Source organism: Xylanibacter sp. (assembly GCF_057607445.1).
In genome coordinates this window covers 50,400-74,178 of sequence record NZ_DBLZAX010000014.1, presented here as the reverse complement: position 1 = coordinate 74,178, position 23,779 = coordinate 50,400, and the positions used below count along the sequence as shown (strand labels likewise).

Below are 23,779 nucleotides of genomic sequence, written 5' to 3'. Positions count from 1 at the left end.
ATATACCTGCCGCATATAACCGTTTGACATCTGATGCGGTGAACTTTTATATAAAAACAAACAAGGAATAACAATGTGTGGAATAGTTGGATATATAGGTTTCAGAGATGCTTATCCCATTCTTATACAAGGACTTAAGCGCCTTGAATACCGAGGATACGACTCTGCCGGAGTTGCACTTATAAACAACGAAGGAGTTATGAACGTTTATAAGGAAAAAGGCAAGGTAAGTAATCTTGAAGCCCTGACATCACAAAGAGATATTTCAGGACAAATTGGCATTGCTCACACAAGATGGGCTACTCATGGCGAACCATCAGCCATAAACGCACATCCACACGTGTCTCAGAGCGGACGCCTCGCCCTTGTCCATAACGGAATAATTGAGAATTACAGCAATCTGAAAATCCTTCTCGAAAAAGAAGGATACACATTCAAGAGTTCAACAGACACAGAAGTGCTGGTTCAGCTCATTGAATATATGCAAAAAAAATACGACAAGAGCCTTGAAAACGCCACTATCATGGCGCTGCGAATGGTTGTCGGAGCCTATGCCATTGCCGTTATCGACAAGAACTGTCCCGACAAAATTGTCGTTGCAAGAAAGAGCAGCCCTCTCGTAATAGGCATCGGGGCCGATCATAAAGAGTTCTTTATTGCATCTGATGCCCTGCCGATTGTTGAATATACCAAACAGATGGTTTATCTCAACGACAACGAAGTGGCACTGCTGAAAATCGGAAAGAAAATAGAGATAAACAATCTTAACTACGAAGACATAACGCCTGAGGTTAAAGAAGTGAACATTAGTCTCGAGTCGCTTGAGAAAGGCGGATTTGAACATTTCATGCTGAAAGAGATTTACGATCAGCCGAGATGTATGGCCGACTGCATGAGAGGACGCCTGCTGCTCAACGAAAAGCGAATTGTACTAAGCACCATAAACATGCACCGCGAACGCCTGATGAAAGCCGAAAGATTCATTATCGTAGCATGCGGTACTTCATGGCACGCAGGCCTTATCGGCAAACAGCTCATTGAGCAATGGGCCAATATTCCGGTTGAAGTAGAATACGCTTCTGAATTCCGCTACCGCAACCCCGTAATATCACCGGACGATGTTGTGATTGCCATATCACAGAGCGGTGAGACAGCCGACACGCTTGCAGCATTCCAGCTCGCCAAAGAGAACAAAGCCATGTGTTTCGGCATAGTCAATGTTGTCGGATCCAGCATAGCCAGGGCATCTGACACAGGCATATACATACACGTAGGTCCGGAGATTGGCGTAGCCTCAACTAAGGCATTCACAGGCCAGGTTACGGTTCTGACACTTTTTGCCTTAGCTCTCGGACATGAACGTGGAACAATCTCAAAAGAAGAGTATGAAAGCACTATTGAAGAGCTTGGCAACATACCAGAAAAGATAAAAAGCGTTTTAGCAAAAGACGAAGAGATCAAAGACATTGCACGCTCACTGACTTATGCAGAAAATGCCTTATACATGGGGCGCGGATTCAATTATCCGGTAGCACTCGAAGGCGCTCTGAAACTAAAGGAAATAAGCTACATACATGCAGAAGGCTACCCTGCAGCCGAAATGAAGCATGGTCCGATAGCTCTTATTGACGAAAACATGCCCGTGGTATTTGTGGCGACCCACCATCAACTGTACAAAAAAATCATCAGCAACATAGAGGAAGTAAAAGCAAGAAACGGCCGCATCATTGCCGTCGTAACGGAAGGCGACGAGGCCGTAAAAGAAATTGCAGAAGCTACGATAGAAGTTCCTTCTACGTTAGCCTCGCTGGCCCCACTTCTTTCTGCCATTCCTCTTCAGCTCATAGCATATCACGTGGCTGTTGAAAAAGGACTGAACGTAGATCAGCCACGAAATCTCGCAAAGTCTGTTACCGTAGAATAACATGACTTTAAAATTTACAGACATGTCATAACGACAACCTCTATAATATTAAACTTGGAGAAATAATTTAAAATTTAGTAACAACAAGCAAAAGATTAAGGTAAAAGACATGGAAAAGAAAGATTTAAGGATAATATTTATGGGTACTCCGGAGTTTGCCGTTGAAACTCTTCAGGCACTCGTTGAAGGCGGCTACAATGTTGTAGCTATAGTAACACAGCCGGACAAGCCGGTAGGCAGACACCAAGACACGCTCCAGGCTCCTGCCGTAAAACAATATGCGTTGTCAAAAGGCCTGCCAGTTTTGCAGCCTGTAAAAATGAAAGACCCACTGTTTATCGAAGAACTTAAAAAGTATAACGCTGATATTCAGGTTGTAGTAGCCTTCCGCATGTTGCCGGAGGTTGTATGGAACATGCCTAAATACGGAACATTCAACGTGCATGCAGCCCTGCTGCCGCAATACCGCGGTGCAGCTCCTATAAACTGGGCTGTCATAAACGGTGAAAAACAAACCGGAGTAACGACATTCTTCCTAGACCATGACATTGATACAGGAAGAATAATCATGCAAGAACCATTCGAGATAAAAGAAGATTATAATGCCGAGGATGTGTATAATGGGCTTATGCACCTTGGGGCAGGAATTGCAATCAAGACCATAGACAAAATAATTGAAGGCAACGGACATGTAGATTCCATGCCGCAGGAGGAAATGATAAAGACCGGAGAAGAGATGCATAATGCACCCAAGATATTTAAAGAAACCTGCTTTATCAATTGGGAACAGACAGCCAACAGTCTTTACGACTTCATACGCGGTATGGCGCCATATCCTGGAGCATGGACAAACATGACAGATAAAAACGGCAAGAAAAACGTATTGAAAATATTCAAGTCAACAAAGACAATGATTCCATGCAACGGCAAGAAAGAAGGAACAATAATGGTGTTCAACGGAAAATTCTTAGTTGCCACAAAGAATGCATGGCTCCAGCTCGATGAGATACAGCTTAGCGGCAAGAAGCGCATGAATGCCAACATGTTCCTCAACGGTTTCAGAAACATTGAAGAATACACATTGGGATAATTCTTTTGCTGTAATTCTTATTATTCACAAACTCACGTGATATTAAACAAAAATCCATACATGCTGTTAGTATATGTATGGATTTTTGTCTATTGTAGGCATTATTATCTCACACAAGGCACATTTGCATAAAACGTAAGGGATACCGACAGTCAGCCTTGACTATGTTCAATCATTTTGCCATAAGGTGAGGCTATGCCTGACAGCATGCATCAGCACGTCATTTTCTTGTTTCACCATTTTTTCAACTTCACTCCATCTTGGATCAGACGTAATCTTGGGATTCTGTCTTGCTGCATTAATCTGCATTCTCATCATATTCCATTTCGAGAACTTATTTCCCATAAACATAATAAGCCACTGAGGAACACTTGCGTCTATAACAATATTTCCGTCACAGTCTTCCATCTGCTTATTCAGTTCTTCGCCAATACGCATCATTTCATCACCAAAATCATCACAAGAAATCTTACCATCGGCAAATTTTGCCAAAACAGATACCGCCCGCAGTTCAATACTATCAACCATGCCGTTGCCTTCATCTGCAGGACAAATATCATATAAATGTTCGTAACTCATAACGTTAATTGTACAAAAATTATTATTTCATCATTCTCTTCTTAATAAACATATCTTCTCCTGCCGCCATTATCACCTTTTTTTTCTCCCTTCTCGACAGTCCCTTTGTATCAAGATTATAAGGTTTATTGCGCTCTATATATTCTTCCACCCTGCATATTATGCGTGCCGGATTGCCACCGACAACCACTCCTGAAGGAACAGAATGGCAGACAACACTGCCTGCAGCAATAAGCACATCACTGCCAATGGTTACTCCGGGCATGATGAGCGAATTGTTGCCGATATACACATTATCGCCTATCTCAACTTTTCCGAAACAATCAAACTTTGGATAAATTGTACGGGCAACCTTACTTCCGCCATGAGTGAAAATCTTAACGTCAGCCGTTATCTGACAGTTGGAACCGATCTTTATCAGATAAGGCTCGGCAGAAGACCAAAAACATGAAGCAAAAGAATTGTTCTCACCAAAAACGACACCTGCCTTCTCTGCAAGTTTTTCAACAGAAGAGCGTTTGTGTCTACGGAAGAAAGGAAAATGCATGATATAGATTTTAAAGGTTAATGGCGTGAAATAGCCGGAAACGTCTGTATGCGTTCACGGAATTTCACGCCTATACTTGAAATATTAAAATTCACTAGTAAAATGGAATCTGATATGCTTAAAGTCCTGCTGTGCCATCTGCAAGACATAACCAGAATCAGCCAGGAACACATCGCGGCCGTCCTTATCTTTAGCCATATACTGATATTTGCGTTTCTTGAATGCATCTAGCTCTGCAGGATCGTCAGAGTCTATCCAGCATGCCTTATACAGATGAACCGGCTCCCAACGGCATTTTGCGTTATACTCATTTTCAAGTCTGTATTGTATAACCTCAAACTGCAGCTGCCCTACCGTGCCGATTATCTTTCGGCCGTTGAACTGATTAACGAACATCTGCGCCACGCCCTCGTCCATAAGCTGGTCTACACCTTTGTTGAGCTGCTTGCTCTTCATCGGGTCGTCATTCTCTATATACTTGAACATTTCAGGAGAGAAAGACGGCAATCCTCTGAAATGCAATATCTCTCCGTCTGTCAGCGTATCACCTATCTTGAAGATGCCATTGTCGGGCAATCCTACGATATCGCCTGGATACGCCTCGTCGATAGTACTCTTGCGCTGCGCCATAAACTGCGTCGGCGACGAAAAGCGGAGAGTCTTTCCCTGACGTACATGCAGATAAGGATGATTGCGCTCAAACTTACCGCTGCAGACCTTACAGAAAGCGATGCAAGAACGATGGTTGGGGTCGATGTTTGCTGTAATCTTAAAGATAAAGCCTGTAAACTTAGGCTCATCAGGCGAAACCATACGCTCCTCAGCCTTGACAGGCTTAGGGCTCGGGGCTATCTTAACGAAACAATTCAACAGCTCCTGCACACCGAAGTTGTTCAGCGCACTACCGAAAAACACAGGAGCAACTTCTGCATTGCGGTAATCATCTACATTGAACTCAGGATATACACCCTCAACCAGCTCAAGATCTTCACGAAGCTTGCTTGCGTCAGCCTCACCTATATGCTGTTCAAGTTCCTCGCTGTTAACATCAACTTCAACTTTCTCTGTCACGCGCTGCTTGTCGGGGGTAAACAGGTCGAGTTTCTCCTCATATATATTATATACGCCCTTGAACTTCGCGCCCTGGTTTATCGGCCACGACAAAGGTCTCACATGTATCTCGAGTTCCTGTTCAAGCTCATCAAGAAGGTCGAACGGGTCACGTCCCTCACGGTCCATCTTGTTGATGAATATTATAACGGGCGTGTTGCGCATACGGCACACATTCATCAGCTTTCTGGTCTGAGCCTCAACACCTTTTGCTCCGTCGACAACAATGATAGCCGAATCAACAGCAGTAAGCGTGCGGTAAGTGTCCTCGGCAAAGTCCTGGTGACCGGGCGTGTCGAGAATGTTCACCTTATAACCTTCATAATCAAACTCCATAACCGAAGTAGAAACAGAAATACCACGCTGCTTCTCTATATCCATCCAGTCTGAAGTTGCCGTCTTGCGTATCTTGTTGTTCTTTACGGCTCCTGCCACCTGTATCTGTCCTCCAAAGAGCAGGAACTTCTCCGTAAGCGTAGTCTTACCGGCATCAGGGTGCGAAATTATGGCAAACGTTCTTCTTCTTTCAATCTCGTTATTCATATACTTTTATCTTGTAATTGGAAAATAAGCACGAGACGATTTTCCGGCTGCAACTGCTCACATGCAACATGGCAAGTCGTGCGGCCTGCCGTCTCAACTTAAAATCAGGAATTCTGTCATCAGACAGATTATTAAAAAATTCGTATCAGTTATTATTCAGCAACTTTTCAATGCAGTCGGCAAGACTTTCTTCCCAATAAGGGATATCCAGTCCGTACTCATTCTTTATCTTCGTCTTGTCGAGCACGCTGTAATGCGGACGTACCGCAGGTGTGGGATACTCGGCAGTGTGAAGTGGCCTTACCTTGCAAGTGCTGATACCGGCTATGCGGTGAATGGCTTTGGTGAAGTCATACCAGCTGCAGACGCCTTCATTAGAGAAATTATACACGCCCGGCTTAATGCCCTGCTCAATGACAGCCATTATTGCAACAGCCAAATCGCGTGCATACGTAGGTGTGCCTATCTGATCGAACACCACGCCAAGCTGCTCTTTCTCGCGTCCAAGACGCAGCATGGTCTTCACAAAGTTATTTCCGAACGTTGAGTAAAGCCACGCTGTTCGTATTATCATCGTGCGCTTACAGAATTTGCTGACGCCAAGTTCGCCTGCCAACTTTGTGCTTCCATATACGCTGTCAGGACACGGTGTGTCTGTTTCGGTGTAAGGAACAAAGCTCTTTCCGTTAAACACATAATCTGTAGATATCTGTATCAGCCATCCGCCACGCTTCTCTATTTCCATGGCGAGGTATGCCGGAGCCTCCGTGTTGAGTGCCGTGCAAAGTTTCTGATTCGACTCAGCCTTGTCAACAGCCGTGTAAGCCGCACAGTTTACAATACCGTCGATTGCATTGCGGTTGATAAAGTCAGCCACAGCCAGCTGATTGGTGATGTCAAGTTCGTTTACGTCTGTATTATAAAAGCGGTGCTGAGGATATTTATCCTCAAGCAGCTGCATCTCGTTGCCCAACTGTCCGTTGCAACCTGTAATCAATATATTCATAGTATAAAAGTTTCTTTAGTTAAAAGCTAAGCTGACTGTCAGTCAAACTCAAGGGGCTCATTCTTGTCTTTGATATAATAATCCGAGAGCATCCCGATGAATGTCGTTATCTCTTTTATTGCATGCTCCGTGTCCGGACTTATCTTTTTTTTCTGCAGTCTGAGCATCATCACGCCATAAAGGGCATTAAAGCAGGTTTCAATTTCATTCTCCTCGTTGTCTGCTCCCCTCTTGCGCAGCTCAACAATAAACGGCAGGACTTTATAATACTCCGTAGTATAGAACGGGAATTTTGTGCTTTGCAGCAACTGCGCGTTAAGCTCGATAAGCTGCTGCATTACGATTTTGTTTATCTGTAAATGTCCTTTCTGGCGGCATCCTTCCTGATTCATCATTCTCACCAGGTTTCCATACCAGTCGGTCATCTCCTCCTTCTGTTCCTCGTCATAGTTGAATTTGTCGATATAATCATGACGTATGGCGCTAAGGCTGCAGCCATATGCCCTGATAAGGTCTTCCACCTGCCACATATAGAGCAGATACTCGGCTATGTTCTTTTTTCTTAATTCTTGTGATATAAACATGTTTTAGATAAAATAAAGTTCAACACAAAACTGTTGCGCCGGCAATTAACGGTTACGGCTCATGCACACTAATAGTGGAAAGTGTACAGATTGAACACAGTGCCGATAAGCACCAGCAACGAGAAGATAATGACAACACTGCCGATAATCTTGTTGATTATAACGATGCTGCTGTTGTCGAACTTATTGCGGACTTTGTCAATAAGCCATGTAAGACCAAACCACCACAACAGGGCTCCGCATATAATGCTAAGATAGCCTACACACATGTGTAGCGGATGCTTTGGCATTACGAAAGCAAACTGGGCAAAGGCTGCCATGAACAGGAATATAATCAGCGGATTTGAAAAAGTTACAAGGAATGCCGTTACGCAGTTATGAATAAGACTGCCCTTTTTGCTGCCGCTGATATGTATTTTCTTCGTAGGGTCAGACCTGTAGCAGTATATACCAAACGCCATGAGCATTATGCTGCCAAGTATCTGAAAGACAAAACGATTTTGGTTATTGTTGATTATGTCTACAATAAAGCTCATGCCAAAACCCGTTATCAGCGCATAGATAAAGTCGCTGATTGTGGCTCCGATACCGGTAACAAGGCCATACCAACGCCCTTTGTTCAGCGTGCGCTGAATGCAAAGAACCCCGACAGGCCCCATAGGCGCAGACGCTACAATGCCTATGAGTATACCCTTGAAAATCCAGTCAAGTATGTCAAGATGAAATTGAAACGGCATAACGGGTGCAAAATTGCTAATTTTTTATGAAAGGAACAAATTTTATATACAAAACTTTGCTACGTATAATAAATTTGATAACTTTGCATTGCTAGAATTATTATTTAAAATAAAATATCATGATTTCACAAGCATTAAAGCCCTACGTCATAGGCCTCGACCTCGGTGGCACGAACTCTGTTTTCGGCATCGTCGACAGCCGTGGTGACATTAAGGCAACAACAGCAATAAAAACACAATCGTACTCGCAAGTGAGCGAATACGTCGACGCTTCAATAGACGCACTGCAGATAATAATCGACCAAGTCGGAGGCATCGACAAAATTAAGGCAATGGGCATAGGCGCCCCCAATGCCAACTTCTACAAAGGCACAATAGAATACGCACCTAACCTCGTATGGGGACATGAATGTGTAGTTCCGCTGGCAGAGATGTTCAGCCAGAAATTAGGCATTCCCGTAGCCATAACAAACGATGCAAATGCCGCAGCCATAGGCGAAATGACATACGGAGTGGCACGCGGAATGAAAAACTTCATCATGCTTACACTCGGCACAGGTGTTGGTTCAGGCATAGTAATCAACGGACAGCTTGTTTACGGATGCGACGGATTTGCAGGAGAACTTGGCCACGTCATAATGAGACGTGAAAACGGAAGATTATGCGGTTGCGGACGCACAGGATGTCTTGAAGCATACTGCTCTGCCACCGGCGTTGCACGCACAGCACGCGAATTTCTGTCAACATCAAACGAGCCTTCATTGCTGCGCGACATGAAACCGGAAGACATAACATCGTTTGACGTTTCTGTTGCAGCAGGAAAAGGTGACGAGCTTGCAAAAAGAGTGTACGACTTTACAGGCGAGATGCTCGGAGAGGCCTGCGCCGACTTTGCAGCCTTCGCTTCACCCGAAGCCTTTGTCTTCTTCGGCGGCCTCACTAAAGCCGGCGACCTGATTATGGACCCGATCAAGAAGAGCTACGATGAACACGTGTTCCACACATTCAGAGGCAAGGCACAGTTCCTTATAAGCGGACTCGACGGTTCTTCTGCAGCCGTGCTCGGCGCAAGTGCCATTGGATGGGATATCCAGGAATAACTCAGAAAGTAACATTAAAACATAATTTGATATTATATCAATGGGCCTGCAGGCAATTTGCCTGTGGGCCTTTTTTATTGCATTCATATAATGGATTTGGCTAAACCATTGAGCCGCCTTGTTGCATATTTTAGTGAAAAAAGATGATACATACAACAGCATAAAAGCATCCGACTTTATGATATGCCAGATTGGCAATGAAAAACCTATTGTTTAGGTGACGAAAACGGGCCATTTTCGATGCAAAAGTGGCCGAGTTACGACCCGAAAACAATAGGTTAATGATTTGAAACCAATACACAAGATTTTACTTACAATTTAAACCGCACACATCAAGATTTGGCACTTCCTTAAACATAAAACACACGATTTGCTTTCGATTTTCGCGCCACAAAAACGACATTACTTTTTCTACATAAGAAATTGACAAACTTTCGGAACAAAAAGTTCACGGCTTATCCGTATATATTCCACTCGTCTGTATTGCATAGCAGCCTTACAGCAGTCTAAAAGACGACAACTATCATCCAAAAGACGACAAACAAAAAAAATAACACCTTAATTAATATAATAAAGACACAATAAAACAGACATTGCAGCTGTCGGAACTTCATTTATTGACCAATCACAATAAATATATAATACAAAAAGTAAAAAAGCACGTAATATTTTATGTGTATCGTATTTTTATGTATATTTGCAGTTTGTAAAAACACCGGCTAACACGCCGGAATGTTTGAAAACAACTTGATGAACAGCAATAAAAACATTTAAATAATTTAAGGCAATGAACAGACAGGACGACATAAAAAAAGCAGTTGAAGTAATGAAAAAAGGCGGAGTGATTCTCTACCCCACCGACACTGTATGGGGCATAGGATGCGACGCTACCAATGCCGAGGCCGTGGCGAAGGTATATAAGATAAAACAGCGCGACGACTCAAAGGCTCTCATCTGCCTTGTAGACTCAGACGCAAGGCTTCAACGATATGTACGCAATGCACCCGAAGTGGCATGGAACGTAATGGAGCTTGCCACAAAGCCAACTACAGTCATCTTTGACGAAGCTGTCAACCTGGCGCCCAACCTCATTGCAGAAGACGGAAGCATAGCAATGCGCATAACCAACGAAGAATTCTCCAAAGAACTGTGCTACAGATTCCAAAAGCCCATTGTGTCTACAAGCGCCAACATCAGCGGCCAGCCGGCAGCGCAAAACTACTGCGACATTTCTGAAGAGCTGCTTAACGCTGTAGACTACGTATGCTTCAGCCGCAGACAGGAACATAAGCCGCACACTCCGTCGAGCATAATAAAGATAAAGAACAACGGAGAGATAGACATAATAAGAAAATAAGTTTTTATAATCTGAAATAAAAGGACACAAAGTGAGTCGTATTAACGGAATTGCAGAAGGGGCTTCAGGCGAACAGACACTGATGGAGCGTATCATATCATGGCGCAAGCAGTATATAACAGACCGCCAATTCACGCTATTCTTAAGCTTTCTTGTAGGATTTTTTGCTGCCATAGCAGCATTCATCCTGCACTGGATTATTGAGGAAATTGCCCTTTTGCTGACATCTAAATTTGATGCAAACACATTCAACTGGATGTATCTTGTATATCCGGTGATAGGTATTTACCTTACTTCACTTTTTGTCCGCTACATCGTCAAAGACGAGATAAGCCACGGTATCACCCGCATCCTTTATGCCATCAGCAGCAAGCGCAGCAGGCTGAAAGGACACAACTGCTGGAGTTCGGTGATAGCGTCGGCCATAACTATCGGATTCGGCGGAAGCGTAGGAGCCGAGGCACCTATCGTACTTACTGGTTCGGCAATAGGCAGCAATCTCGGCAAGCTGTTCAACATGGACAACAAGACCCTGATGCTGCTTGTAGGATGCGGAGCCGCCGCAGCGATAGCCGGAATATTCAAGGCCCCGATAGCCGGGCTTGTGTTCACGCTCGAGGTCCTGATGATAGACCTTACCATGGCATCGCTGCTGCCAATACTGATATCAAGCGTAACAGCCACATGCTTCACGTATATATTCACGGGCAGCGACCCGCTGTTTTTCTTCCATCTTGACAGCGCATGGCCCGTTGAACGCGTGCCGGCAAACATTCTGCTGGGTATATTCGGAGGCTTTGTAAGCCTTTACTTCATACGCACCATGACCGCCTGCGAGTCTGTTTTCGGCCGCATAAAGAACCGCCCCATGCTAAAGCTTCTGCTCGGCGCGATGGTGTTAAGCCCGCTGATATTCTTGTTTCCGTCACTTTACGGTGAAGGATACGGCAGCATAAACATCCTGCTAAACGGAAAGACTGAAGCCGAATGGGAGACCATTCTGCACAACTCGCCGTTCTACGGCAACAGCGAAATGCTCCTGCCATACATCGGAATGGTTCTTCTCACCAAGGTGTTTGCCACCTCTGCCACAAACGGCGGAGGAGGATGCGGCGGAACATTCGCTCCTTCATTGTTTATAGGAGCATTTGCCGGCTTCTTCTTTGCAAGAGTATGGAACATTTATGAGATAGGAATATATCTGCCTGAAAAGAACTTTGCACTGCTCGGAATGTCGGCCGTAATGGCTGGAGTGATGCACGCACCGCTTACGGGTATCTTCCTCATTGCCGAAATAACCGGCGGTTACCAGATGTTCATCCCTCTGATGATTGTAAGCATCTGTGCATATCTTACCATCATTATATTTGAGCCTCACAGCATCTACGGCATGCGACTGGCACGTCAGGGAAAACTGATAACACACCATAAGGACAGGGCCGTGCTTACGCTTATGAGCCTTGACAGCGTGATTGACAAGAGTTTCACGGCCGTGTCTCCCGAACTCAACCTGGCTTCGCTCGTACACGCCATAAGCAAGAGCCACAACAACGTGTTGCCTGTGCTCGACGATGCGGGCAACTTGCTTGGCGAAATAGACATAACCAAGCTTCGCCACATTGTGTTCAGGACTGAGCTGTATCATCACTTCAAGGTCAAGCAACTGATGTCTCAGCCAGAAGCAACGCTCAGCGTGAACGACACAATGGAGATTGTGATGAAAAAGTTTGACCAGACCGACTCTGCCATGCTGCCTGTGCTCGACAATGAGAACCACCTGCTGGGCTACATATCACGCACACACATGTACACCATGTACAGAAAGATGGTGGCCGACCTGTCGGAAGACTGATTGCCAAGCAATAATCAAAGCAATCAGTCTGACGCTTTACATCAAAGCGTCAAACTTGAAGTCTGTCTTTTTCCTGTAAGCTATAGCTGTAAACTTACAAATTAGTTTATTGTCCTGATTGCATATCTTAACCTCGCAATAAGGTATTTTGTGATGATTGCACGTTTCTGTTGCCTCAGCCGTAAGCACATCACCTTCTACGGCACTGTGCAGAAACGTTATCGTGCTTTCTATGCTAAGCGTCAGCTGTCCATGGCTGTTCATTACTGCAGCCAGAGCCAAATCGGCAAGTGTAAAAAGCGCACCGCCCTGACAAACGCCACCGGCATTGAGATGCGACTTGCCAACCGTCATTACTGCACGTGAATATCCCTCTCTCACCTCCACAAGTTCCATGCCGGCATTCGCCGCAAATATATCCTTTTCGTTTAAAAAATCTTTTAACGTCATTGCAAATTATTTATATATAACCTTCCTCTGTCAAAAACACTTATCAGCTAAACTGATACAAAAGCTAAAACATCCTGTAAGCGACTGCCGCCTCCGGCGACATTAAACAATATCAAAGGCAACAGGGCTATGCTGCTATCCATTTCTTATACTTTCTATAAACGGCTTCAACAAAGAAATATCCTTTACAGCCGGAGAAGTTTCAAAACGGCTGTTAATGTCTATTCCTGCCATGCAAGGATGAGTCAACGAAAGCACTTTCTCCACGTCATCAGGTCCTATTCCGCCGCTTATAATAAACGGTATATCACCGTCATAATAGTCAAGCAAGCTCCAGTCAAACTTTGCTTCAACATCATCGCCATACTGTTTTTTAGGATAAAAGAGTAGCATGTCAGCAACATTCTTATACTTACGCCACAGTCCGACATCTTCCATATCAGCAATACCAATAGCCTTAATGAACTTTATTCCCGGACATATCTCATCCCTAAGAGTCAGCCGGAGATTATTTATCATTATCTCGTCGTTTTTGCCATAAAGCTGAACATAATCGAGCTTATAATTATAAGCCATCGTTATAATGTTCTGGGGCATATCGCTACCAAAGACCCCTACTCTTGCCACTTTTCCATCCTCATTCAGATCATGCCCCTGTATACTTGCATAATCAGGCAATAAGCCGACATTAGAGGGTATCGAAGAGACATAACGCGGATTTCTTCTGTCAAAAACCAAGCCTATCATATCAGCGCCAAGCCCCATGACGGCACGTATATTTTCAGGATCGCGCAATCCACAAACTTTTATTATCATGACTACAGTTTCGTTTCAGACATAAATAAATTAGCTATGACAAATTCCTTTAAATACATTACTGATGAATTCTGCCATGTAACAAAGATACAAATATTCTGCCTATTAAGGCATACACGCCACGAAATTTTTACCTAATAAACTAATCTTAATAAAAAAGGCCTGCCGTTTCGGCAGGCCTCAAAAAATGTATAATTCTTCTTCACACAGTACAATAGCCAGCTATATTCTGCTTTTGTGAACTAAGCCATAACTATGCAAATATTGTTTTCAGTAAATTTTATCTATTTATACGTATGCCGCATAAAACAAAGGCACACTCACCAACAAATCAAGCGGATACCCCAGCTTAACCGATTGCAAAGATAAACATTATTCTATAAGCAACAAACTTTTTGGCACATTTTTATCAAAAAAGTTGCAGTTTTAACACAATACGGCAAGTTATGTTTACAACGTTAGCACATTTATATATAAAAACAAGAACATCAGTGCAACAACAAAAGAGCATAAAACACACAGAAAAGCCCTAATATCTAAATGTAATTCAATAATATTTTAAACATCAACAGCTTCTGTCAAACGAAATCAGAAAAAAAGACATATAAAAGAGTAATAAAAACGATTTATCATCGTTACAATAATAGAATTAAAAATAATTTGCCTATGAAATATTTTACCAAAGAAGAAAACAAGCCGTCTAAGAATACGCTAAACATTATCAAGCAGATAGCTTATACCTACAGGTCTATAAAACTTAACGGAAAAAACGAAGCTTATTGTCTGAATTAGAAACCTACCATTTATGGCAACATTAATTTCACCTTCATTACTTTCTGCCGATTTTCTTAATCTGCAGAAAGACATCGACATGATAAACAACAGCGAGGCAGACTGGCTCCATCTTGATGTTATGGACGGAGTGTTTGTGCCAAACATTTCATTTGGCTTCCCAGTAATTGAAGCTGTCGCAAAAACATGCCAAAAGCCGCTTGACGTGCATTTCATGATAACAGCACCTGAAAGATACATAAAGCAGACAGCAAAGACAGGAGCCATGATGATGAACGTGCACTTCGAGGCATGCACACACCTTAACAGAACAATACATGAAATACATGAAGCAGGCATGAAAGCCGGCGTAACGCTAAATCCGTCGACACCTGTATGTATGCTCGAAGATGTCATAAAGGACGTTGACATGGTGCTAATAATGAGTGTAAACCCCGGATTCGGAGGTCAGGCATTCATAGAAAACACCATTGACAAAGTAAAGCGTTTAAGAAGACTGATAGAAGAATCCGGCTCAAAGGCACTTATCGAAGTTGACGGAGGCGTACAGAGCCAAACAGCCCCAAGACTCGTTGAAGCCGGCGTGGATGTCCTGGTAAGCGGAAGCTATATATTCAAATCTAAAGATCCGGCTGCCACCATACACGACCTGAAGCAACTCTAAACGCGCAATGTTGGACGCAGAAAACAAGCATAAAATTAATATACAATATAAAATGGCGCAGACGGATAATACAGTCTGCGCCATTTTATGTTGCCAACAGATTAAGACAACCTATTGTCCGCAACATCATACAGTAAAAAACCGAATTAAATCGGCTTGTCTATATTATTAAAGTTATTCAATATTGACTAAATCGAAAGAACGGCGCAAGTCTGACCGGTCAGTCAAGCTGAAGCGCTATATTATGTTCCTTTGACATACGGCGCAGATTGAGGATAGCATACCGCATTCTGCCCAATGAAGTATTGATGCTGACTCCCGTAGTCTCGGCAATCTCCTTAAACGACAAATCTTGATAAAACCTCATGAACACAACCTCACGCTGCGTAGGAGTCAACATATTCATCATGTTCTTGACATCAACCATTATCTGATCGTTTACATAACGGTTTTCAACGTTGCTGTCCAGTATTTCATTGCCGCTGAGATTAGAGAGATCGTTCTCGTCAGTAGGCTCAATCAGATTACGCGAACGCTGCTCACGATACCAATCCATAATGACATTATGCGCGATGCGCATAATCCACGCTCCGAATTTTCCACTGTCAACATACCTGCCCTGATGCAGCTTTGTTATAACCTTCACAAAAGTTTCCTGAAACAGGTCGTTGGCCTTGTCCTCGTCTCTGACGACAAACAATATGTATGAGAACAATTTGCTCTGATTTCTTGATAACAGCTCATCAAAAGCCCTGTTGTTTCCCCTTACATAAGAAATAGCTAACTCCTCATCAGTCAACCTACTTATATTTTCCATTTCTTTATTCTTATTTTTTAATTTTAGGTAAACAGTGTTTCGATAGGCTTTATCTAAATTAAATTAATATTAAACAATCATATTGTACGTGCAAATATAAGAAGAAATGTTTACACGCACAAATATTTTAGAAAAATAACGTTTTTTCTTTTGAACTTTGACAAACTATATGTATCTTTGCGGATGATTAAGGTTCGATACGACTCGATTAAAAAGGGAACGGGGTGAAAATCTCCGACTGTCCCGCAGCTGTAAGTTCCTTTATAACTTAAAAGTAACATGCCACTGTGAAAACGGGAAGGTGCTTGAAAGTGGAACAAAGTCAGAATACCTGCCTTATGATGTAAGACCTATTCTCTCGATGTAAGGGGCTATGGTCAATCTTATAAAATTAATATCAGACTAATAAATGCCGTGTCACTGCATAGCTGTGTAATATCGCTATATGCAGTTGACGTGAGTATTACACATTGACGCTACATTTGACAAGACGTTATATTATCGTGTTTTAATTATATAAGTTTATCCGAGATTGACAACGCCGTGAGGCGTTGTCAATTATTTTATCACCCTATCAGTCAAGGATTTATCAAGATCAGATGCAAAAAAAATGACATTGACAATTCTTCAATAGTCGAAAACATAAGACACATCAATATCCTAATTCGAAAATTCGTAAGCATCTATTTTCTTTATTCCGGGAATGGCAAGATACGTCTCGCGGAAACCAAACACAGACAACACCTTGCCGCGATTTTCTGGATGCTCCTTTAGATTGAGTTCCTCACGTATTTTCTTTGAGCATGACGTGAGGCATACTGAAACCACATGAGAAAGATCAGCTGTTGCAGGATCGTCAGCCAAGAGTAATGCTGTATCGTGATCAAACGGAGGTTCAAAATCATATCGTTTCTTACCATTGGCGCCAGTTGCCGAACCTACGATGTAGCCCTTCACCCATACCTGATCAACTATAGGCTTACTGATAAACGTCTCTACATCCACAACATCACCAAAAGAAATGCCTGTATCATCATCATACTCACCATCGCCTTCATCTTCATCATCTGAACCGGTGTCCTTATCCGTTCCGCCGACAATCTCCGTTCCGTCATCTATGCCTTCTTCCGAATCATCATAGGGTTTGTCGCATGCAGAAAAAAAGAATGCTGTCAACAACAGCACAAACATAAACCTGATTTTTTTCATAATATATTATGTTGGTTAACGATATACAAAAGTAACAATATTTTTCATAACAGACAAACAATCACGGGCAAAAACAAAAAGAGGTTGACGCAGGATGCTGTCAACCTCTGACGATTTCGTTAAAACTTCGAAATCATAAATAAGATGTCGCAAATATAAGGCATTTCAATGACAATTGCAAGTTTTTTGATTTAAAAAACTAATATTTAACATTTAGACTACATAAAATGTTAAATATTTTACATTTTGGCATTCTGCATTACATATTGCAAAGTGCTGTAAATCAAAGCATATTACAAAAAATAAAACAAAATAATACACACAAGCTTTCGTATTCAAATTATATTCACTATATTTGTACCAACAATCAAAAAAATAATAACATATATTAACTTTACGTATACATTACAAACTTAGTTTTTATGAAACAATTACAGACATTATTGCTATGCCTACTGTTTCCGCTTGCCATGACGGCATCAGTATGGGAAACGCAGTACAAACAAATTGAAGAAAGCATCAGGATGCCTAAGTTTGCCGACCGTACTTTTGACATAACAAAGTATGGAGCATCGCTAAAGGCCAGTGCGGCAAAAAACCAGAAAGCCATCAACAAGGCTATAGAGGCCTGCTCAAAAGCCGGTGGCGGACGTGTTGTAATCCCACAAGGAACATGGAAGACTGGCGCCATCAGAATGAAGAGCCACGTTAACCTTGTAATCGAAAAGGGTGCTACCCTATTCTTCGAATTTGACAGAAGCCTTTATCCTCTGGTTGAAACACGCTGGGAAGGACTCGACTGCATAAACTATTCACCGCTGATTTATGCTTACAAGGAAACAGACATCGCGATAACCGGAGAAGGAACTATCGACGGTAACGGTTCTGACGACACATGGTGGCTGATGAGCGGAAAGACTCCTAAGAGCAAAGACATTGTTGTTGAGGAAAAGCAGCAGAATCCAGGAGGACGCGCCGACCTGCTGAAAATGGCAGAAAACGGAGTGCCTATCGAAAAACGTATATTCGGCCCGAAAAAAGGTCTGCGCCCTCAGATGGTAAACTTCAATCAGTGTGACGGTATTCTGATTGAAGGCGTAACAATGGTACGCTCACCGTTCTGGGTAATGCACCCGCTGCTGAGCAAGAACATAACCGTAAGAAACGTAACCGTACACAACGACGGCCCTAACGGAGACGGCTGTGACCCTGAATCATGCGAGAATGTTCTTATTGAGAATTGTGTGTTCGACACTGGCGACGACTGCATCGCAATCAAGAGCGGACGCAACGAGGACGGACGCGAAGGCGGCAAGGGCCGTTATGTAGGACGTCCGAGCAAAAACATAATTGTGCGCAACTGCGTAATGAAAGACGGACACGGAGGAGTGGTTATCGGCTCTGAGATTTCAGGCGGATGCAACAATGTGTTTGTTGAAAACTGCAAAATGGACAGCCCAAACCTTGACCGTATTCTCAGAATAAAGACAAACTCATGCCGTGGCGGCGTGATTGAAAACATCTATATGCGCAACGTTGAAGTTGGCCAGTGCGCCGAGGCTGTGCTCAAGATAAATCTTGACTATGAGCCGAAAGAAATTGGCCGTCGCGGATTCTACCCGACAGTACGCAACGTCTACATGGAGAACGTAACCTGCCAGAAGAGCAAATACGGAATCATGGTTGTAGCATTCGACTCACTGACCAATGTATACAACATCAATCTGAAGGACTGTAAGTTTGACGGCGTTTATGACAAGCCGGTTTACATCAATGGCAAAACCCGCGACATGAACTACGATAACCTCTTCATCAACGGTTCACTTATCCTTGCCGAGGCTCCGTTCAAGAACTACAGCGAGTGGATGGTACACTCAGAGATGCAGCGCAACCCAGACCCGTGCATGATTGACTTCGCAAAAAAGCCAAAATGGGGATATGTTGTAGGAATAGAGCTCGAATCAATGCTCGACACCTATCTGGCATACAAAGACGAGAGCATCATAGACTATCTGAAGCAATACCCGGCTAAGATGATTGACGAAAAGGGCAACATCACAGGATACAAATATGAAGACTTCAACCTGGACAACACACGTCCGGCACGCTATATTCTGCGCATGAACAGCCTTTTCCCCGAGAAGAAGAATGAGAAAGCCCTGAAAACACTGTTCAAACAGCTCGAAAAACAGCCTCGTACAAAGGACGGAGTGTGGTGGCACAAAGCTATATACGCACACCAGGTATGGCTCGACGGCGTATATATGGGACATCCGTTCTACACAATGGGAGCACCTATACTGAAAGGCGAGAAAAAGGCAAAGAAGTATTATGACGACACTTTCGAGCAGATTTCAAAGACATACAGCCGTACATACGATGAAAAGACAGGACTGTGGAAACATGCATGGGACGAAACTCAGAAGATGTTCTGGGCCAACCCAGAAACAGGCTTGTCTAAACATACATGGGCACGCGCTCAAGGATGGTTTGCAATGGCTATACTCGAAGTGCTCGACGTTCTCCCTGAAAACTATGAGAACAGAGGTAAGCTGATTGATATGCTGAACAACGTCATGAAAGCAACCGTAAAATATCAGGACAAGAAGACCGGCTTATGGTATGATGTGCTCGACGTTAAAGATCCGCGCAACTATCTCGAAGCAACAGCTTCTTCAATGTTTACATACGTCCTGCTGAAAGGCTCACGCCTCGGCTACTTCTCTAACGACCTGAAAGAAGCCGGACTGAAAGGCTATAAAGGCATACTGAAAGAGTTTATCAAGGTGAATGCAGACAAGACTGTATCACTTACACGCTGCTGCGAAGTGTCAGGCTTAGGCCCCGACAACGCAAAAGGACGCCGCCGCGACGGCTCGTTCAACTACTACATGAGTGAACCTATACGCGACAACGACGGAAAAGGCGTTGGTCCGTTTATCTGGGCTTCACTGGAGATGGAGCGCATGGGATACGATGTTGCCAAGCTCAATCAGTAATCAGCAGCAAGACAAAATCTACTTAAAAGCATCTGACATTTATTAAAACAGATATAACAAAAGATAATTCTAACAGCATTTAATGAAAAAGAAACTCTTAATGACAACAGCAATGGCAGCGAGTGCCATTGCTGTTTCTGCGCAAGCTCCCGCATTCCCCGGAGCTGAAGGTCACGGACGCTACGTAACGGGCGGACGCGAAGGAAAGATCGTACATGTAACTAATCTGAACGACAGCGGTACAGGTTCTTTCAGATCTGCTGTCAGCGGTTCTTCTAAGAAGATTGTCGTATTTGATGTTGCCGGAGTAATACCTCTGAAATCTGATATCAGCATCGGCGCAAACACCACCATTGCCGGACAGACAGCCCCCTACCCCGGAATAACTTTAAGATATTATACTGTAAGACCGGGAGCAAACAATGTCATAAGATTTATACGCGTGCGCCGCGGACAGGAAAAAGACAAGAACGACGGAGCAGACGCAACATGGCAAAGAGAAACAACAGGTATTATTCTTGACCACTGCTCTTTCAGCTGGAGCATAGACGAAGTTGCCTCATTCTACGACAACAATAACTTTACAATGCAATGGTGTACTGTTGCCGAGAGCCTTAACAACGCCGGACACGGCAAGGGAGCACACGGCTACGGAGGCATCTGGGGCGGTAAGCTGGCAAGCTTTCACCACAACATGATAGCACACGTAACCAACCGCGTTCCGCGTTTCAACGGCGCACGCTATGAATGGAGCGGATACACGGGCAACAAACTGTACAGCACATATAACTGGAAGAACTCTGTTCAGGCCGAAAATGTTGACTTCCGCAACTGCGTGATGTATAACTGGGGCAACAGCAACGGCTGCTACGGAGGCCCCGGCGGCGGACAAATTAATATAGTGAACAACTACTATAAGGGCGGTCCGTCTACACCGGACAGCAAAGCAAAGAAGGTTACAGAAATTTCAGTTGCTGCCGATGGAAACTCTGAAGGACATCCGAAAATCTTCGGTATGACCAGCCGTTACTACATTGCAGGCAACACTACAGAAACTCACGGAGGTTCAATAACTCAAAACAGAGACTGGAGCGGCGTAAGCTATGACGACGGCACATACACCATCAATGGCGAAGAATATTCTAAGGACGTAAACAACTATTACGGAGATGCCGTTGAACACGTGGCAAACAGCGACGGCGAAATGTGCGTCAGAATAAAGATGGACGAGCCAGCTCCAATGGGCGAGGTTACAACCCACAGTGCAGAAAACGCATTCAGCAAGGTCATGCTCTACTGCGGTGCATCTCTTTATCGCGACGAGGTTGACGCCCGCTATATGGAAGAAGCCCAGACAGGTACGGCAACATATACAGGCTCTGTAACCAAGCAGGAAGGTCTTGTAGACCTTGTTTCTGATGTTAACGGATACACCGAAGCCAACTTCCCCACCGGTCAGCGCCCTGACGGCTACGACAGCGACAACGACGGAATGCCCGACGAATGGGAAATTGCCAACGGCCTTAATCCCAACGATGCCTCAGATGCAAGTCTGTATACTATAGACACACAGAAAGGATGGTACACCAACGTTGAGGTTTATATCAACTCTATCGTTGAGAATATCATGAAATCTCAGAACACGGATGCCATAAATACCGTTGACGAGTATTATCCTTCGTGCGTATCTACAGGCATAAGCAATGAAGTTACCACTTCTGAAATAAAGAAGATTGAATACTTCACACTTGGCGGAGCCAAGTTAAATGCACCAGCTAAAGGCATAAATATCAGAAAGATAACCTACGAAAACGGAAAGACAAAGACTGATAAAGTTATAAAATAAGATTCGTTTTATTAGACCTTTATGAAAAGAGTGAGGACATTAATGTTGCTCACTCTTTTTTTGATAAAAAATATTAACCACATTTTAACATAAAAAGAATTGTCCAATACAAATAAAATCTCTATTTTTGTAAAACATATAACAACATTAATAATTAAAAAAATTATGATTATGAAGAAAATTTTACGCTTATCTTTAATTGCAATACTGTCCCTTATATGCGGAACAGGATTTGCGCAAACTACATTCGACTTTACCGCATTATATGGCAACGCAACAATTAGCGACATAACAGAAATGCCACAGACTGTAGACGGTATTACTGTTTCATTTGCCAAAGGCAACTCTCAAAATCCTCCTGCATACAATAAAGCCGGAGAAGTACGTCTTTACGGAGGAAAAAGCACTGAAGTTCTTGACGGATGTACAATGACATTCACATCTACAACAGGCAACATGACAAGCATCACTCTTGAGCATGGCCAAATTGACAAATGGGGTGTCCTCACAGCCAATGTCGGCACTATAACTGAAGACGCTGACAAAAACATTACATGGACCGGAGATGCTGCCGAAGTTACATTCACAGCTTCACGTGACGCCAACAACTCAAGTGTATCAACTCAGAACCGCTACAAGAATGCCGTAGTAACACTTGCAGGTGGAGTTGCAAAGAAGAACGCAGAACTTAAGTTCAGCGAAGATGAGGTTTCTGTTGAACAGGGAACAGAGTTTACTGCTCCTACATTTACTAAAGCTACAACAGCAGCCGTTACATTTGCATCTGACAATGAAGGCGTTGCTTCTGTAAACAGCGAGGGAACTATCACATTAGGTGGCGAATTAGGAACAGCTGTTATCACAGCCACTTCTGAGGAAAACGATGAATACTATGCAGGCAAGGCTACTTGCACAATCGAAGTGTTCAAATATAACACTTACAAGAAAGTTGCTGCCATAACAAGCGGTAAAGAATATCTTATCGTTGCTCAGCGTGACAATAAGACATACTATGCATATCCGCTTTCTGAAAATTACACATACGGCTACTTGAATTCAGGCTCTATTGATGAACTTACTGACGTTATCAAAATAAAGAGCACATACGATGACAGCTTCGTATTTACAGAAAAAGGTTCAGGCTACACAATACAGGACTGCTACGACAGATACATGTATCAGAGCGGAACATACAACTCATTCAATGTAGGTTCTGAACCTAGCGTTTGGACTGTAGAGGCTCAGACTGACGGTACATTCAAGATTGCCAACAACGGATATTTCATCCAGTGGGGTGACGGCACTTATACAACATTCGGTGTATATACAGAAAAGAAGGAAAATACAGTATTGCCTTTCCTCTATCAGCTTGACGAAACAGGCACAAGCATCAGCGGCACAACAGTTGAGAAGTTTGACACAAATGCCCCTGTTTACAACCTCGCAGGTCAGCGCGTAAGCAAGAACACAAAGGGCATTCTGATTCAGAACGGCAAGAAATTCGTTAACAAATAATCTTAAACAACAGATTATACATCATAAGGGATGCAGCTGTCATGGCTGCATCCCTTTTATTTTAATATATTCAACTGGAATGAAACAGACTGAGAAGTCTATATGAATTACGGCTTGTTACGACACATAAAGCTAAATGAAGGGATGTAAAAGTTTTCTAAAATCCGAACCTTTAACGTGCGCAGAAAGGCCATCGCGAAAATAAAAGATATCCCTAGCCTTAAAATCCTGCATTTTACAAG

Annotated in this window: 19 protein-coding genes and 1 riboswitch; of the genes, 9 read left to right on the top strand and 10 right to left on the bottom strand. The window is 43.3% G+C overall.

Annotation, left to right across the window (positions count from 1 at the left end; translation table 11 throughout):
• Window positions 1-73: 73 nt before the first annotated feature.
• Both glmS and fmt read left to right on the top strand, forming a co-directional pair.
• Window positions 74-1,924, top strand: a complete 1,851-nt coding sequence (gene glmS, locus ACZMIG_RS11190; RefSeq protein WP_021853948.1) for a glutamine--fructose-6-phosphate transaminase (isomerizing) — start codon at window positions 74-76, stop codon at window positions 1,922-1,924.
• A 109-nt stretch (window positions 1,925-2,033) separates the two neighbouring features.
• Entirely contained in the window at window positions 2,034-3,014 is a 981-nt protein-coding gene (gene fmt / locus ACZMIG_RS11185; RefSeq protein ID WP_487889552.1) for a methionyl-tRNA formyltransferase, read from the top strand.
• Window positions 3,015-3,182: 168 nt separating this feature from the next.
• On the opposite strand, the gene ACZMIG_RS11180 is transcribed toward fmt, so the two are convergent.
• The 6 genes from ACZMIG_RS11180 to ACZMIG_RS11155 all read right to left on the bottom strand — a co-directional run bounded on the left by ACZMIG_RS11180 (window position 3,183) and on the right by ACZMIG_RS11155 (window position 8,120).
• Window positions 3,183-3,593 (bottom strand): hypothetical protein, encoded by a 411-nt coding sequence (locus ACZMIG_RS11180; RefSeq protein WP_302024629.1) that lies wholly within the window; start codon window positions 3,591-3,593, stop codon window positions 3,183-3,185.
• Window positions 3,594-3,615: 22 nt separating this feature from the next.
• Window positions 3,616-4,140 (bottom strand): acyltransferase, encoded by a 525-nt coding sequence (locus ACZMIG_RS11175; RefSeq protein WP_302330744.1) that lies wholly within the window; start codon window positions 4,138-4,140, stop codon window positions 3,616-3,618.
• An 84-nt stretch (window positions 4,141-4,224) separates the two neighbouring features.
• Window positions 4,225-5,793 carry a peptide chain release factor 3 gene (locus ACZMIG_RS11170; RefSeq protein ID WP_053398170.1) on the bottom strand — a complete coding sequence of 523 codons (1,569 nt, stop codon included), beginning with the start codon at window positions 5,791-5,793 and terminating at the stop codon, window positions 4,225-4,227.
• Between the two features lie 145 nt (window positions 5,794-5,938).
• Window positions 5,939-6,799 carry a dTDP-4-dehydrorhamnose reductase gene (gene rfbD, locus ACZMIG_RS11165; protein ID WP_053398169.1) on the bottom strand — a complete coding sequence of 287 codons (861 nt, stop codon included), beginning with the start codon at window positions 6,797-6,799 and terminating at the stop codon, window positions 5,939-5,941.
• A 38-nt stretch (window positions 6,800-6,837) separates the two neighbouring features.
• Window positions 6,838-7,383 (bottom strand): DUF4924 family protein, encoded by a 546-nt coding sequence (locus tag ACZMIG_RS11160; RefSeq protein ID WP_288949199.1) that lies wholly within the window; start codon window positions 7,381-7,383, stop codon window positions 6,838-6,840.
• Between the two features lie 68 nt (window positions 7,384-7,451).
• Entirely contained in the window at window positions 7,452-8,120 is a 669-nt protein-coding gene (locus tag ACZMIG_RS11155) for a LysE family translocator (protein WP_053398167.1), read from the bottom strand.
• Window positions 8,121-8,239: 119 nt separating this feature from the next.
• Here ACZMIG_RS11155 and ACZMIG_RS11150 point away from each other — a divergent pair, with 119 nt between their 5' ends.
• From ACZMIG_RS11150 to ACZMIG_RS11140, 3 genes are all read left to right on the top strand, one after another.
• On the top strand, window positions 8,240-9,220 hold the full coding sequence (locus ACZMIG_RS11150; protein WP_021853956.1) for an ROK family protein: 981 nt from the start codon (window positions 8,240-8,242) through the stop codon (window positions 9,218-9,220).
• Window positions 9,221-10,007: 787 nt separating this feature from the next.
• Complete coding sequence (locus ACZMIG_RS11145) at window positions 10,008-10,577, top strand: L-threonylcarbamoyladenylate synthase (protein WP_418874444.1); 570 nt, start codon at window positions 10,008-10,010, stop codon at window positions 10,575-10,577.
• An 82-nt stretch (window positions 10,578-10,659) separates the two neighbouring features.
• A complete protein-coding gene (locus ACZMIG_RS11140) occupies window positions 10,660-12,429 on the top strand; it encodes a chloride channel protein (protein WP_053398166.1) in 1,770 nt (589 codons plus the stop codon).
• A 36-nt stretch (window positions 12,430-12,465) separates the two neighbouring features.
• On the opposite strand, the gene ACZMIG_RS11135 is transcribed toward ACZMIG_RS11140, so the two are convergent.
• Window positions 12,466-12,879: a PaaI family thioesterase gene (locus ACZMIG_RS11135; protein WP_021853959.1), complete on the bottom strand. Its 414-nt coding sequence runs from the start codon at window positions 12,877-12,879 to the stop codon at window positions 12,466-12,468.
• 135 nt (window positions 12,880-13,014) lie between these two features.
• Window positions 13,015-13,695 (bottom strand): phosphoribosylanthranilate isomerase, encoded by a 681-nt coding sequence (locus tag ACZMIG_RS11130; RefSeq protein ID WP_418874445.1) that lies wholly within the window; start codon window positions 13,693-13,695, stop codon window positions 13,015-13,017.
• 805 nt (window positions 13,696-14,500) lie between these two features.
• Between ACZMIG_RS11130 and rpe the strand changes: the two genes are divergently transcribed.
• A complete protein-coding gene (gene rpe, locus ACZMIG_RS11125; RefSeq protein ID WP_021853962.1) occupies window positions 14,501-15,151 on the top strand; it encodes a ribulose-phosphate 3-epimerase in 651 nt (216 codons plus the stop codon).
• Between the two features lie 220 nt (window positions 15,152-15,371).
• Here the strand turns inward: rpe and ACZMIG_RS11120 are convergent, their stop codons facing one another.
• Both ACZMIG_RS11120 and ACZMIG_RS11115 read right to left on the bottom strand, forming a co-directional pair.
• Window positions 15,372-15,968, bottom strand: coding sequence for an RNA polymerase sigma factor (locus tag ACZMIG_RS11120; protein ID WP_487889551.1), 597 nt, complete (start codon window positions 15,966-15,968; stop codon window positions 15,372-15,374).
• A 173-nt stretch (window positions 15,969-16,141) separates the two neighbouring features.
• Window positions 16,142-16,321: riboswitch (cobalamin riboswitch) on the top strand.
• A gap of 307 nt (window positions 16,322-16,628) precedes the next feature.
• Window positions 16,629-17,177, bottom strand: a complete 549-nt coding sequence (locus ACZMIG_RS11115) for a DUF6359 domain-containing protein (RefSeq protein WP_053398163.1) — start codon at window positions 17,175-17,177, stop codon at window positions 16,629-16,631.
• 422 nt (window positions 17,178-17,599) lie between these two features.
• Here ACZMIG_RS11115 and ACZMIG_RS11110 point away from each other — a divergent pair, with 422 nt between their 5' ends.
• The 3 genes from ACZMIG_RS11110 (at window position 17,600) to ACZMIG_RS11100 (ending at window position 23,537) form a co-directional block, all read left to right on the top strand.
• Window positions 17,600-20,176 (top strand): glycoside hydrolase family 88 protein, encoded by a 2,577-nt coding sequence (locus ACZMIG_RS11110; protein WP_418874446.1) that lies wholly within the window; start codon window positions 17,600-17,602, stop codon window positions 20,174-20,176.
• Between the two features lie 82 nt (window positions 20,177-20,258).
• Window positions 20,259-22,022, top strand: coding sequence for a pectate lyase (locus tag ACZMIG_RS11105; protein ID WP_021853966.1), 1,764 nt, complete (start codon window positions 20,259-20,261; stop codon window positions 22,020-22,022).
• Window positions 22,023-22,193: 171 nt separating this feature from the next.
• The gene (locus tag ACZMIG_RS11100; RefSeq protein WP_418874447.1) at window positions 22,194-23,537 is read left to right on the top strand and encodes an Ig-like domain-containing protein; all 1,344 of its coding nucleotides are present in this window, start codon (window positions 22,194-22,196) and stop codon (window positions 23,535-23,537) included.
• Window positions 23,538-23,779 lie beyond the last annotated feature (242 nt).

Bases quoted from the DNA above. Each gene is read 5' to 3' on its own strand.
- glmS (WP_021853948.1), top strand. From the start codon at position 74: ATGTGTGGAATAGTTGGATATATAGGTTTCAGAGATGCTTATCCCATT.
- fmt (WP_487889552.1), top strand. From the start codon at position 2,034: ATGGAAAAGAAAGATTTAAGGATAATATTTATGGGTACTCCGGAGTTT.
- ACZMIG_RS11180 (WP_302024629.1), bottom strand. From the start codon at position 3,593: ATGAGTTACGAACATTTATATGATATTTGTCCTGCAGATGAAGGCAAC.
- ACZMIG_RS11175 (WP_302330744.1), bottom strand. From the start codon at position 4,140: ATGCATTTTCCTTTCTTCCGTAGACACAAACGCTCTTCTGTTGAAAAA.
- ACZMIG_RS11170 (WP_053398170.1), bottom strand. From the start codon at position 5,793: ATGAATAACGAGATTGAAAGAAGAAGAACGTTTGCCATAATTTCGCAC.
- rfbD (WP_053398169.1), bottom strand. From the start codon at position 6,799: ATGAATATATTGATTACAGGTTGCAACGGACAGTTGGGCAACGAGATG.
- ACZMIG_RS11160 (WP_288949199.1), bottom strand. From the start codon at position 7,383: ATGTTTATATCACAAGAATTAAGAAAAAAGAACATAGCCGAGTATCTG.
- ACZMIG_RS11155 (WP_053398167.1), bottom strand. From the start codon at position 8,120: ATGCCGTTTCAATTTCATCTTGACATACTTGACTGGATTTTCAAGGGT.
- ACZMIG_RS11150 (WP_021853956.1), top strand. From the start codon at position 8,240: ATGATTTCACAAGCATTAAAGCCCTACGTCATAGGCCTCGACCTCGGT.
- ACZMIG_RS11145 (WP_418874444.1), top strand. From the start codon at position 10,008: ATGAACAGACAGGACGACATAAAAAAAGCAGTTGAAGTAATGAAAAAA.
- ACZMIG_RS11140 (WP_053398166.1), top strand. From the start codon at position 10,660: ATGGAGCGTATCATATCATGGCGCAAGCAGTATATAACAGACCGCCAA.
- ACZMIG_RS11135 (WP_021853959.1), bottom strand. From the start codon at position 12,879: ATGACGTTAAAAGATTTTTTAAACGAAAAGGATATATTTGCGGCGAAT.
- ACZMIG_RS11130 (WP_418874445.1), bottom strand. From the start codon at position 13,695: ATGATAATAAAAGTTTGTGGATTGCGCGATCCTGAAAATATACGTGCC.
- rpe (WP_021853962.1), top strand. From the start codon at position 14,501: ATGGCAACATTAATTTCACCTTCATTACTTTCTGCCGATTTTCTTAAT.
- ACZMIG_RS11120 (WP_487889551.1), bottom strand. From the start codon at position 15,968: ATGGAAAATATAAGTAGGTTGACTGATGAGGAGTTAGCTATTTCTTAT.
- ACZMIG_RS11115 (WP_053398163.1), bottom strand. From the start codon at position 17,177: ATGAAAAAAATCAGGTTTATGTTTGTGCTGTTGTTGACAGCATTCTTT.
- ACZMIG_RS11110 (WP_418874446.1), top strand. From the start codon at position 17,600: ATGAAACAATTACAGACATTATTGCTATGCCTACTGTTTCCGCTTGCC.
- ACZMIG_RS11105 (WP_021853966.1), top strand. From the start codon at position 20,259: ATGAAAAAGAAACTCTTAATGACAACAGCAATGGCAGCGAGTGCCATT.
- ACZMIG_RS11100 (WP_418874447.1), top strand. From the start codon at position 22,194: ATGAAGAAAATTTTACGCTTATCTTTAATTGCAATACTGTCCCTTATA.